We start from the raw sequence: 12767 nt of genomic DNA on the forward strand, positions 1-12767 counted from the left end.
GGCCAGATACGAAACCGCCTCGTCGGGAGCCTCAGCCGCCGCGGTGGCGAAATATCCGTACGCAGCGAAGAACTTCAGTTGAACCGCCAGTCCAAGCCTCGACCCGGCCGGCTTGGCGTTCGCAAAGTCGATGTCGGCAAAAGAGAGGCTCCACTCCCTGGTCAACGCCTCGAGCGAAACACGCAAACCCATACATCCACTCCCTATTCCAAGAGTGAATTCTCAGGCGACGACGCCATACCGGTCAATGTGTTCCGGCAACGTTCCACAACTTGGCCAAAATCGCAGCTTCGGGCCGATTAGGCCGGGTTGCTGTCGAAGGAGAAGTTGCTGGCTGGTGACATTATGCCCGACTTTGCTGCCGGCCAAGCCATCGGAGGCGCGACGGACGAATAGCTGTGTGTTGATGACGGAATGACCGCAGCGTTTGCTCGCAACCTGAACACAATAGATCGATCGGCGGTATGCTGCGATGCGCGAAGGGCGGCGCTTCGTGTAGGCACTGTCCGAAATTTGTAGGCATATTTCGGACATGGATCGAAATTCAGCCGGCCCTCGTTTGGTCCGCCTCACGGCCGCCCGTCGCCTTGGACGTCGATCTGTCCGAGATTTGGCTAGGAGGACGCTATCGCGGGCAGAGCGATTGCCAAGAGACCGCGACGCATAAATGGCGAATGTCAGGAATGAAAATAGCACATATTGCATAATTTGATGAAATAGTGCATATGACAGCCTTGGTACTTCAGAGTCGAGGCTGCGCCATGGAACATTTCGACATCGTTCTCGCCCTTGCGAGAATCGCCCTGAGTGGCGACAGCGAGCGGGCAACCCATCAGGTAAAGCGCCTTAAGGAGGCAGTGAGCAAAGCGAAGCCCGATCAGGCCGAAAAGCTGGCGCGACTTCTCAATCGCGATGATCGTAAACATTCGGTGGCGCCAATGTCGCTAGAACAGATGCGCGCCAGCGGGTCGGCGCCGCCAGTCATTCCGGGTGAGAAACTAGGTCGAAATACACCGTTACCGTACGATCGCGAGACCGCGACGCCGCTTGTTCGGGTAGTTTTCCCAGAGGACAATGGGGGCGTGGAACCCGTGTTGTCGCCGGTTCTTGCGGACGCGCTCGACGGACTCATTGGCGAGTGGGCTCACACGGAAGAGCTCGCTGCTCTAGGCGTACAGCCTAACATGCGCTGTTTGCTATACGGCAAACCCGGTGTCGGCAAAACCATGCTCGCGCGATACATCGGCGCGAAACTGGGTCTGCCGATCGTTGAGGCCCGGCTGGACGGTTTGGTGTCATCGTTTCTGGGAACCACCGCCCGAAACATCGGCGCGCTTTTCGACTTTGCCGACCGCTATCGTTGCGTCCTATTTCTCGATGAGTTCGATGCCATCGCGAAAGCCCGGGATGATGCCCAGGAGGTTGGTGAAATCAAGCGAGTGGTAAATGCGCTCCTTCAGTGCCTCGACGCTCGGGATCGGCGCGGATTTACACTTGCCGCAACAAATCATGAGCATCTTCTCGACGCTGCGGTGTGGAGGAGATTCGATGGCCGGATTGAGATCCCATTGCCGGATGCCGCTGCCCGAAAGAACCTGCTAGCCCGGCTTTTACCGCCGCTCACTCCAGGTGAGGCAGAGATGAAAATGCTCGTATGGATGACCGAGGGAATGAGCGGAGCCGATATTGAAACACTCATCAGCGGTGGAAAGCGTTTTCTTGTGATGAAGGAGGCTAGCGGCGCATCTGGCTCGCGGCGCAGGGGACTTTTGGGCGGACTGCGACGCCAGGCGACACTGAGCGGTCAGCTGTTCAGTGTTGAACAGCGCGCTTTGCTGTTGGGCACCAATGAAGAGCTTGCAGCTGCACTCGTCGATAACGGCGGCCTCACTCAAAGAGAGGCAGGGCTCCTGGTAGGCGTCTCGCAAAGCACAGTTTCTCGTCGCCGTCGCGATACCGCCAATCCATTGGAGGCGTGATCATTATGGCTGAGCCTCTTTCACGACCAATCCAAGTATTCCTTGACACGCAGCGGCTGATACAAGTTCAAGCAACGGGAACACGCGGTCCCAATCGCGATTTTTTCGCCGGCAACAACTCGGGCTTTCAACGGCACAAGGCGCGCTTGCGCCAACAGCTGTCGCAAGCGAGTTCGACTCTAAGGACAGAGGCTGATCCTGCGGGTTTCGTCTTGGTTCAAATGCGTGAGGAAGGGTTGGCGAAAAGCTATCGGCCTCTTGGTGCGTTGTTCACCACGCCGAACCGTTTCGCGCTGGTGGGTGGAGCCGCGATTGGTCAAATGTATTTCCAGACAACCCCCGATGCGTTGGACCGGCTAAGTGAGCTGATTGAGCAGCGAGCTGAAGTGCAGCCGCGCCTGAGGGAGAACCCGGAAACTGGCAGGATGGAGGAACGGGTTTCGGCATATCGAAGCGAAGTCGGCGCCATCGACGAAATACGCCTGCCGACCCCAGCAGACAGGTTAGGGTTCTCCGCTCGAGATGCGGTCATGTGGCTCGAGCAGGAAACGGTCATCGGCGGCTACGTGGTCGAAATGTTCAGGCCTGATCCCAGAGTGACCCCTCAGGCGGTGGAAGCGATGATTGCTCGATTTCGCGGCCGCCTTAACGAACTTGGTGGCTTGATCGCCGTACCCTTCAGTTCGCGCACCACGAAAGCGACCGCCTCCGCCTTAACGCTCAGCATCGATCTACGGAGTGATGGCCGGCGCGCTATCAGCTTGCCGCTCGTCCCAGATGTGGATGCAGAGCAAACGGAGGGCGTATCCTATGGGATATGGGGTCTTCATTCACCGGTCGGATTCGATCTACGACGACAGTCCTGCGGAGCGCTATCAGTTTCCCAGCCAGTATCTGGATCGGGTGCAACAATGCGTCGGCGACTGGATCGTCTACTACGAGCCCCGAAAAATCCGCGACACAAGAGGCTACTTCGCGGTCGCGAAGGTTCGTCAGGTCATCCCTGACCCGGGTATTCGGCCAGTCGAAGCCAACGGACCGGACATCGTCAGCAACGGCTTGGCCCTTTCAGGGACAGCGCATTGGATGTTCGATCGCGGCTTGATCACCTTGCAAGACGATCTCGAAATCCTGATCTCCCGGCAAGCAAATGACGTCGACGGCATCAGAGCGATCATCAACAAAAGCGGCCGCGCATTGGCTCCAGCGAGGGCCAGCGAACGGCCGCACCCGCATTTCCTGGCCTGGCATCGCCAGCACTGTCTCAAGCATTGATAGTCTTTACGAAATTATCGAACTTGACGAACTTACAGTTTACCTCCACATTGGTGGAAACAGGAGGACGTCATATGGCTGCTCCAAAACGCAATGATCGCGATACCGCACCGTATGCGGGAGTCGCCGCGCTAAGCTTCACCGCAAAACTGCCGGCACAGGCGGATTTCAAGAGGGTTTTGCTGGAGCGCTATCAGGAAGCTGTCACGCGTAGCCGCAAGCTCGGTCATCGTGTGTCGTTCCGGGTAGAAGTAGATCCAGCCGCTGATGCGCAAACGATCACGCCGGTTCAGGAGGAACAACCCCTTGCCATGGATGAGGTATTTCCCATTGAGGATACAGGCAAGCCCGATGCTGAGCTAGAGATGGCGCTCGCCAATGCGCGCGAGCGTGGCCGAAAGCGGGTTGCCGAAATTGTCGCCGCCGAAGACATGCTTAGTGCGGAGGCGTTTGCCAGGCTGCTCGGCACGTCGCGGGTGACGGTCAACGCCAAGCGGCAAAGTGGACAGTTGCTAGGGATTGATGGCGCCAAGCGGGGTTTTCGTTTTCCAGTTTGGCAACTCGATAAGGACGGTCGTCCATTCACAGCACTGCCGACTGTCTATGCGACGTTGGGCAATAACCCCTGGGCGGTATATCGATTCCTCGTGTCGCGCCATGGTGCGCTTGATGGTCGGACTGGACTTCAAGCGCTTCAGCGAGGCGATGATGTCTCGGTGTTGGCCGCCGCCGAAGGTATCGCTAGAGGCGACTTCGACTGAATGTCCGGCACGCCACCTCCAGCCGACTTCGCGCGCGCGACGCTCGAAATCGAACCGATAGAGCCGGGACGGACGTTCGGTCGGATCTACCGGAGTGCGTTTCCCGATCCGTTGGGATATGGCACGTCGCCAAGCCGCTTCAGCGATCCCCGGCGCCGCATCGATCCCAATCGTTTTGGTGTTCTCTATCTCGGTGATTCCTTGAAAGTATGCTTCCTTGAGGCGCTGCTCCGAGACCGACGCGAAGGGGTTCTTGACGATCTACCTATCGATGAGGCGGAACTGACAGAGCGTCGCTATGCGGAGATCATGACAGCGGCAGAGCTTCGGCTCGTTGATCTTGGAGGCGACAATGCGGTCAGGATGGGTGTGCCGAGTGATGTCATCCGGGCACAGCGACAAGGCCTGGCTCGACGATGGTCGGTGGCGATTTACGAGCATCCGTCCCGACCAGACGGGATCATCTACCCCTCTCGACTCAACGGCGCTACCAATCTCGCCATTTACGATCGAGCAGTTGGAAAGCTTCGGCCGAAGAGAGTTATGACACTTCTCGGCGTGCCGGGATTAGCTCACGTCTTGGATGATTTCAGGGTTGCCTTGGCGTAGTCAAGACCGTCAGCAAAGCGGAACTCATCCTCAAGCCGAAAAGAGCGGCTAGGGAATCGCTGGAAAAGTAGCGTACCTCAGACCTGTAATTCGCAAGGGGGTGTCGAGGCGAGTTCACGATCCGGCAACTACACGGTCCGCGGTTCGATTCCGCTCAAGACCGCCGCCTGGACGTTCCCTCTTTGTGCGTTTTTAGTCGCATAATTGGCAGTGTGGAACCTCGGTCAACAGATCGGTTCCTGCAGCGGGGCCACCGCACGAACCTTGTGGGCCCCAGTGCATTATTGGGACACAGATATACGGTAGCGGATCAGCGTCGGAGATTTTCGATGCCGAGTTCCTTCCATAGCCAGCGGAAGTCGTAAGTTGCCATGGGATCGTCCGGATCTGGCTGGCTTGCCGTACGGTTTTCGAGGTATTTGAGCCACTCGGCCGCTTTTTTCTGACCTTCTGGGGTTTTGACCGCCGTACGCGGCGAAATATTACCCAGCATTGCGATGGGCTCGTCGAGGGTCTCGCGATACTGCTTGTCCAAAAACTCATGAACGACTTTTGTGGCGATCTCAGGTGGCAGCTCCGGACCAGCCGTATCCTTGTCACGGGCGGGCCTTTCGGCAATCATCTGCTCGACGGTGCGGATTTCGGTGAGCGGCCTTCCAACCAGATCTTTCAGCGCGCCCTGTATCAGCGCCCTTCCTTTTTCGGCTCGGGCCGCCGAATTCGTCAACAGATGCAAGGTGCGACCTTTCACTTCAACATTTCCGAGAACCCGCGCACCGTCCTCCATAGTCGTGTCCCATGCGAGGTTGCCGGATTTACCGGCCTTAAGCCTTCCCTTCGGGACATCGCCAAGCCAGTTCCAGAATTTTGCGTTCTCCTGCCGCAGAGCCGGGACTGTCTTCAGCTGGGCGGTGATTTCTTTCTGGGTGATGCCGGATGCCAACGGGAAGCGGACATCGTGGAAGACGATTTCGTCTCCGTCGCCATTCTCGAAGGTTGTCTGCTCCATCCGCATCGTTCGGTCCAGGGCGTCGAACAGCCATGAGAGGGTAAATACCGGCGCGGCGTTTTGAAGTGCTTCGTCTGTTGGTACGGGCAGTTTTTTGGAGCGCCCCTTGCCGAAGATCGACCGCAAACCATCGAACAGCGCGTCGGAGGCTTCCGGCGTGAACGACAGCAATCCTCCACCAATGATGTTCTTGCCGGAGACGGAAACGATTCTGGCTGCAACTCGGTCCCATTGCTGCAATGTTTTCGTGGCAGTTCCCTCGCTGACCAGGACAGGATCTCCACCGCGGATGAGATCGCGAGCCATCAGGGATTTGCCTGGCACGATGCCGCTGACTTCGTAGAGGCTCATGACCGATGTCCGGAGCGCCTTCATGTAGGCTTTCGCCTGTGCGCCTTCCTTCCAGCCGCGCCGCTTCAGATACTCGTCGACGATATTGCCGCCCTCAACGTCGACATCCTGAGTGAGGAAGTCCTCGAAGGCGCAGCCCCAAAGCGTCATCGTCCAATGCTCGCCGAGCATCTCGGCCAGATCATCGAACTCCATGTTGCCGGTGTCGAGAACCGGCCCGAAATGGTCGTCGAGAGTGTCTTCGAAACAATCGCGCCATTCATCGCGGGCGAGAAATTTCATCAGGCCCTTGAGGTCATGGCTACTGGGCATGGCCTTTTCCCACTTTTTGTCTGTGCTCGGCGATAATTCTCGATACCGTCGGCTGGCTGATTTCGTAAAGCCGCGCCATTTCGGCGGCTGATTTGCGTCCGGACAAGACGCTCTCGGCGATTTCCAGCCGTTTCTTTGGATTGAGCTTCTTGCGGCGGCCGCCGATCCTGCCCTCGGATCGCGCCAAGGCCAACCCTGCGGAGGTGCGTTCGCGGATCATGGCGCGCTCGAATTCGGCGAAGGAACCGACCATTTGCATCATCATGCGGCCTGACGGCGTCGTCGTATCGATCGCCTCGGTCAGCGAGCGGAACCCCGCGCCGGCGGCTTCGATGCGCTCCATGATATGCAGCACGTCCTTGAGCGAGCGCGACAGACGGTCGAGCTTCCAGACGACGACGGTGTCGCCCTCTCTCAAATGGCCGAGCATTTTGTGGAGTTCAGGCCGCTCCCAGCGACCGCCAGACGCCTCTTCCTCAAAGATGCGCTTGCAGCCGGCGTCAGTAAGCGCCCTGGCCTGCGCCTTGTTCGATTGCTCGTCGCCTCTGCTCACCCGGGCGTAGCCGATCAGCACTATTGCCTCTTTCAGAAACGAACGTTTGTGGAAGCCGACGGCACGTACGATGATTCGCCCGGCGGGGTCTTTCATAATCCTCTTTCATTATGACAGTGTAAGGCAAGAGGTTTGTGAAGGGATGAACGATGCCAGCGCGGATATCGATGACGGGAAGGCAACGGGACCATCTGCTGGCGTTGCCAAACACGGAAGATGAGGTTGTGCGCCACCACAGCCTCTCCCCCGATGACCTCGCAGCGATCGCACAAAGCCGGACGCCGGAGACCCGCCTCGGATACGCGCTTCAGCTCTGTTGCCTGCGCTACCCTGGCCGATATCTTCGGCGCGGCGAACTGTTGCCGGGCATCATGCTCGATCACATTGCCGAACAGGTCGGCGCCGACAGCGAGGCGATCGCGTTGTTCGCCCGCCGCGGAGCCACACGCTACGATCAACTGGCGGCGATCAAGCAGCGCCACGGATACCGCGATTTCACAAAGCCGGCCCGTGGAGAACTCGCTGCCTGGGCGGAGCGCGAGGCCATCGGGATTACCGATGGTCGTGTTTTGCTTGATCGATTGATCGGGCGAATGCGTGCCGAGCAGATCATTATTCCCGGCGTCAGCGTAATCGAACGCATGGCCGCCGCGGCGATGCACGCTGCGGACACCGCGGTGACCGCCGAGATCGGTTCCCTTGTGTCGGATCAACAGCGCGTGGAGCTTGACGCGCTTTTGTCGGACAAGATGCATGTTCGCCAGAGCCGGCTGTCGTGGCTGCGGGAGCCGCCTTCCCGCGTCGGCAGTCGGCCGCTGTTCGAGCTTTTTGACAAGCTCGCCCTCGTCCGCACGATCGGCGGCGCGGTCATCACATCGCGGCCGGAACTGGCGGCCCGCATGGCGCAGATGGCGCGAGAGGGCAGTCTTCATACGGCACAGGCTTTCCAGCAGATGGGATCTTCCCGCCGATACGCCGTGATGATGGCGACGCTGAGCGAGCTCGCAATCACACTCACGGACGCTGCGCTGACCATGTTCCAGTCGCTCGTCGGCCGCGCGAACCTGCGCGCCCGGAAGCGGCTCGAGGGGACGATCGCCGCCTCGGACGAGCAGGGCCGCACACGGCTGATCCGCATTGCCGACGTGCTTGAGGCCCTTGTAAAGACTGCCCGGAAAGGCGGTGACATCGCAGCGGCCGTCACCTCGGTCGCGCCGCTCGAGGTCGTCGAAGCCGACGCAGCCATCATTCGGCGCACCGTTCGCCCCGGAAGGCCGGACGTACTCGGCGAGCTTTCCCATGAGCACCGCGTGTTCAAGCAGATCGGCGCCCGGTTCCTGGCGAGCTTCACCTTCGAAGGCCGCCGCGCCTCGCAGCCATTGCTCGCGGCGATGGCTGTCCTGGTGGACCTTGGCGGTGACTGGCGCAAACCACTGCCAGAGAACTTGCCGCTCGCGCATATCGAACGACGCTGGTATCGCCACGTCTTCCAAAATAGCTCGATCGATCGCACCTACTACGAACTCGCTACCTTCTTCACGCTGGCCAACGCGCTTGCAAGCGGGGATGTCTGGGTGCCGGCATCACGGATCCATCGTTCACTGGATACGCTTCTCACACCAGCTTCACCCGCAACGAATCTCGTCCCCGCGCGGCTACCGACCGTTCCGGTGATCAGCGCCGAGATCTATATCGAGTCCCGCGCGGCCGAGCTCGATGCCGCTCTCCTCGTCACGGCACGCGGCCTGCCGGGGAAGGATGCGGCGATGTTCACCGGCGGCAAACTCCGTTTCCCAAAAGAGCAGAAAGACATCGAGGCCGAGAATGCTGGCGCCGTTTCCGCCTCCATCTACCGGCTGATGCCGCGCGTGCGGATCACCGACATGCTCAATCAGGTCGTTCGCTGGACGGGATTTACAGATCACTTCGGTCACATCTCGACCAGTTTGCCGCCCGCCAACACGCGCGCCTTCATGGCGACGCTCATCGCCGAGGCGACCAACCTCGGCTTGTCGCGCATGGCCGAGGTATGCGGAGCGGGATCCCGCCGGGCGCTGTTGCGGATGCAGATGTGGCATATGCGCGAAGACACGTTCCGGGCAGCGCTCGCATGCCTCACCGATGCAATCCACGCCGAGCCGCTATCGGCCTGGTTCGGCGAGGGCTGGCGAGCATCGGCGGACGGGCAAGCCTTTTATCTGGGCGGCCCCGGTGAAGCTGGCGGTGCCGTCAACGCACATTACGGGCGCGATCCGATCGTCAAAATCTACACCACGATCACCGACCGCTACGCGCCGCTCCACCAGAAGGTCATCGCCGGCACCGCCGGAGAAGCAATTCATTCGTTGGACGGAATCCTTGGCCACGAGAGCACCGTGAACGTTGGGGCACTTCACGTCGATGGCGGCGGCGTGTCGGATATCGTCTTTGCCGTCATGCACTTACTCGGACTTTCCTTCGAACCCCGTATTCCGCGCCTGTCGGATCGCAAACTTTACGCGTTCGAACCGAAAGCCCGCTATGGCGGTCTGGCGCCGTTGTTCGGCCATCGTCTCGACGCCGGGATGATCCGGGCGCACTGGGATGATATTCAAAAGGTGATCCATGCGCTCGGGAACCGGGTGGTGACGCCTTCGCTCATTCTGAAGAAACTCTCCGCTTACCGGCAGCAGAACAGCCTGGCAGCCGCGCTGCGCGAAATCGGCCGCATCGAGCGCACGCTCTTCACCTTGCGCTGGTTCGAGGATCCCGAACTTCGCCGCCTCGTCACCGCCGAGCTCAACAAGGGTGAAGCGAAAAATTCGCTCTCTCGAGCGGTCGCATTCCACCGCCTTGGCCGTTTCCGGGATCGTGGGCATGAAAACCAGACGAGCCGCGCTGCGGCCCTCAATCTCGTCACCGCCGCTATCATCCTGTTCAACTGCCGCTATCTCGGCCGCGCGGTCGAAGCGATGCGCCAGCGCGGAACGGCATTCAACGAGCGGCTAATCTCGCAGCTCTCGCCGTTGGGCTGGGACCATATCAACATCACTGGCGATTATGTCTGGTCCGACAGCCTGGTGGTCGACGGCGACGGATTCCTGCCGCTCAGGATCGGCGCCTCATAGCAGCCGCCGGCCCGCCTACCGTATATCTGTGTCCCAATAATGCACTGGGGCCTGTCAGAGTTATTCTCGTTGCCACATGGGGGGTCAATGGAACAGTTCTCGAACATTCTCGCTATCGCAACGGCTGCGGTCCCGCCAGAATATTTCTACCTGCCCTTTGATGGCGGTGACGGCGTATATCGTGAGCGTGTCTATTATAGAAAAGAGGCCCGCGATTCGGATTTTGCGCCAGTGCCGATTGAGCGCAATTCCAAATGGCATGTCATTGTCCGCCGCAGGCCGGAGGTGGACGAGTGATTCCGACTCAAAATATTGTTGCATGGGGTAACGTCGTTCCGTGGGCCGATCAGCGTCAGATCGAACAGGATCTGATCATTAGCCGCGCGATCGTCGAAATCTTCTCGGACCCGGTTCTCCGCGAAGAGCTACGCTTCCGAGGCGGCACTGCACTCAACAAGCTGCATTTCGCTTCTTCAAGGAGGCAGCGATGGCAGTGGAATGGACGATCACGACCGAGGGCAGGAACGAATTTGGCGACACCTGCCGGAAGGTGGTCCGCATCGGACCCAGACCGGCAAAATGATGGGTAAAAAACATGGGATGCTCCCCGAAATCGAGGAGCGCTCCCACATTGATTGGATCATCTAGAAAACTAGGCGGCCTCGAGGCCCTTCAGCGCCTTCGCGAAGGCGTCCTTGACCGGCTTGGAAACGTCGGCCGCCGCCCTGGCGGTGAGCGCCTGGATGTCCTTGACTTGCTCGACACCCATTTCGAGGCGCTTGCGCAGAAAGATCCTGTGCAACTCAAAAACTTCGGACAGCGACTTCACACGGGCCAGAGCCTCAAGGTGCGAGAAGTCAGCTTCGGCGTTCGCGCGCAATGCCGCGATCATCTTCAGCGACAACTCGTTGCCGGCCGACTTCGCGGTTTCGGCGCTCGACTCGAGCGCCTTCTGGGTCTCTTCAGCCCCTGATTTGAATTTTTGAAGCACCTCGTTCGTTTGCTCTATGCCCTTGTCTGCGACGGCGCGAAGTTGATCGGTAGCCTTGCCGGGATCGAATGCCGCAAATTCGGTGGCTTCGGTTACGCTCGACTTGTCAGTGGGTTTGGACATTTCTTGAACCTCCGCTTGAAGATGGTTTCCCGCCCGCGACAGCACATTGGGGCTGATGTGTGACAGTGGTATGTGCACTGCAACAATCTGGTGCGGCGTGCCGGCTCGGCCGCTCCAGATCGGCTTCGCGCGGACGTGCCAGTGATCGAATGGGTTACGGGTCATGACGTGCCGTCATGATCATGGCGCGCGCCGGCCTCGCCTTTGCCGAGAACGGATTCAGATCGGACCGGCGCGCCGGCCTCGAATTTCCCGGGCGCGCTCCGGGCCACCACGATGGTGGGCATCGACGATCTGCCCGCCCATCGCCAGGTAGCCGGCCTTGCCGAGGTGCTTGTCGAAACGGGCGAACATGCTGTCCCCCGCGCCGGCCTGTGTGAGATGCTCCCGGAACAGCCGGATCGTCTTGGCGTCGGCACCCTGTCTCCGAGACCCAGCCCGAGGAAGCGCATGAAGGATTGTCGGTCCTGGATCTGGTCGGCGTGGTCGTCAGACAGGCCGTAGAGCTCCTGCAGAACCATGATCTTGAACATCATCACCGGATCGTAAGGCTGCCGGCCAAACCTCAGGCCCTGGCCTTACGTTTCGTCGCAGGTTTCTTGGCTAGAGCTGGCTTCCTTCCCAAGCCTAGCGACTTTGCCAAAGCCGAACGGCTCGCCGAATAACTCGGCGCCACCATTGGATAGTCCTTCGCCAATCCCCATTTCGCCCGGTATTCATCAGGCGTCAGCCCATGACTGGTCGCAAGATGGCGTTTAAGCGACTTGTATTTCTTACCGTCCTCGAGGCTGATGATGTAGTCCGGAAACACCGACCTTTTGGGGTTAACTGCCGGTTTGAGCGGGGGTTCTGCAATGGGAGATGGCGGGCTAATATTCGACAATGCCGAATTCACGCTCGCGATCAAATCCGGCAATCCGGACACTGGAATAGCGTTCTTTTGGACATAGGCGGTAACGATATCGGCAGTAAGTTCAATCATATTATTGTTTGGTTCCCCGGGCATCGACGTGCTCCTTCAATCACCATATTCTCATATCCGTCAAAGCGACGATATGCGGCCAACCTATGCCATTTGGACTTTCTCCAATCAAGTCGGATATTTGGCATTTCTGTATGACGCAGGGGCAAATGCGAACGTTCGTTTGGTGGCAAAGCGTAGCCACGCCAAACCAACTTCCCGGTTAGTGCGGGACCAAAGAATATTGAAATTGCCTCAATTGACGATAGGCCAGGGGCGTCAAAGGCGGGGTCTGAGGTTATGCAAAGCGAGATATCAGGGAGTATAGATCGAAAATGCCTAATAAAGCTTATGCTGTTTCTATCCATGTCCTTTGGCCGGACCACCTAACTGCTTACGATCGAGAGCATCAGCCCATCTATTTGAAGCTCCTGGAAGCGTGGTTCGACGAAGCCAGCGTAGAAGAAATGGCGGAAATTTTGGGTATCGATCCGTGGGAGGAGCCAGTTCGCGCCCGCGACGCGGTTCGCAGCCATCTCGATCGAGGGGTGTGGCTGTTGACTACGGGATCCAAGGAGCTTTTCAAATCCTTGCCGCAAAAGTGCCCATAGAATCGGCACGAATTCTTTGCCAGTTGATGGACCAATGCGCGGACGGCGGCTCGGACGAAGAGCGGTGAAGCTATCGTCCAGAGCTCTCCGATAGTTCGCCCATGCATTCCTCGAGCTTCTCCAGG

Annotated in this window: 12 protein-coding genes and 1 pseudogene; 6 read left to right on the forward strand and 7 right to left on the reverse strand. The window is 59.0% G+C overall.

Going from position 1 to position 12767, the window contains the following annotated elements:
* Positions 1-192 (reverse strand): DUF4158 domain-containing protein (locus AC07FD_RS33810; protein WP_478353340.1); only part of this gene is annotated, 192 nt, incomplete at its 3' end.
* Between the two features lie 569 nt (positions 193-761).
* On the opposite strand from AC07FD_RS33810, the gene AC07FD_RS33815 reads away from it, so the two are divergent.
* The 4 genes from AC07FD_RS33815 to AC07FD_RS33830 all read left to right on the forward strand — a co-directional run bounded on the left by AC07FD_RS33815 (position 762) and on the right by AC07FD_RS33830 (position 4624).
* The gene (locus AC07FD_RS33815; protein ID WP_478353341.1) at positions 762-1979 is read left to right on the forward strand and encodes an AAA family ATPase; all 1218 of its coding nucleotides are present in this window, start codon (positions 762-764) and stop codon (positions 1977-1979) included.
* Between the two features lie 810 nt (positions 1980-2789).
* Entirely contained in the window at positions 2790-3254 is a 465-nt protein-coding gene (locus AC07FD_RS33820) for an HNH endonuclease (protein WP_478353349.1), read from the forward strand.
* A gap of 74 nt (positions 3255-3328) precedes the next feature.
* A complete protein-coding gene (locus AC07FD_RS33825) occupies positions 3329-4015 on the forward strand; it encodes an XRE family transcriptional regulator (RefSeq protein ID WP_478353342.1) in 687 nt (228 codons plus the stop codon).
* Positions 4016-4624, forward strand: a complete 609-nt coding sequence (locus AC07FD_RS33830) for an RES family NAD+ phosphorylase (protein WP_478353343.1) — start codon at positions 4016-4018, stop codon at positions 4622-4624.
* A 310-nt stretch (positions 4625-4934) separates the two neighbouring features.
* Here the strand turns inward: AC07FD_RS33830 and AC07FD_RS33835 are convergent, their stop codons facing one another.
* Together AC07FD_RS33835 and AC07FD_RS33840 are read right to left on the reverse strand one after the other, a co-directional pair.
* A complete protein-coding gene (locus AC07FD_RS33835; protein WP_478353344.1) occupies positions 4935-6296 on the reverse strand; it encodes a DUF7986 domain-containing protein in 1362 nt (453 codons plus the stop codon).
* Complete coding sequence (locus AC07FD_RS33840; RefSeq protein ID WP_378926059.1) at positions 6286-6870, reverse strand: recombinase family protein; 585 nt, start codon at positions 6868-6870, stop codon at positions 6286-6288. Before AC07FD_RS33840 ends, AC07FD_RS33835 begins: the two co-directional genes overlap by 11 nt.
* Positions 6871-6998: 128 nt before the next feature.
* Between AC07FD_RS33840 and AC07FD_RS33845 the strand changes: the two genes are divergently transcribed.
* Positions 6999-9956 carry a Tn3 family transposase gene (locus AC07FD_RS33845; RefSeq protein WP_478353345.1) on the forward strand — a complete coding sequence of 986 codons (2958 nt, stop codon included), beginning with the start codon at positions 6999-7001 and terminating at the stop codon, positions 9954-9956.
* Between the two features lie 87 nt (positions 9957-10043).
* The gene (locus tag AC07FD_RS33850) at positions 10044-10253 is read left to right on the forward strand and encodes a hypothetical protein (protein ID WP_478353346.1); all 210 of its coding nucleotides are present in this window, start codon (positions 10044-10046) and stop codon (positions 10251-10253) included.
* Between the two features lie 355 nt (positions 10254-10608).
* On the opposite strand, the gene AC07FD_RS33855 is transcribed toward AC07FD_RS33850, so the two are convergent.
* From AC07FD_RS33855 to AC07FD_RS33870, 4 genes and pseudogenes are all read right to left on the reverse strand, one after another.
* Positions 10609-11070 carry a phasin gene (locus AC07FD_RS33855; protein ID WP_478353350.1) on the reverse strand — a complete coding sequence of 154 codons (462 nt, stop codon included), beginning with the start codon at positions 11068-11070 and terminating at the stop codon, positions 10609-10611.
* Between the two features lie 282 nt (positions 11071-11352).
* Positions 11353-11630: pseudogene (locus AC07FD_RS33860) on the reverse strand (transposase); the annotation flags it as partial.
* Between the two features lie 5 nt (positions 11631-11635).
* Positions 11636-12076: a Ros/MucR family transcriptional regulator gene (locus AC07FD_RS33865; RefSeq protein ID WP_478353347.1), complete on the reverse strand. Its 441-nt coding sequence runs from the start codon at positions 12074-12076 to the stop codon at positions 11636-11638.
* Between the two features lie 341 nt (positions 12077-12417).
* The coding region (locus tag AC07FD_RS33870) for a hypothetical protein (protein ID WP_478353348.1) at positions 12418-12767 on the reverse strand (350 nt) is incomplete at its 5' end.

It is taken from the genome of Mesorhizobium waitakense (genome assembly GCF_056431085.1).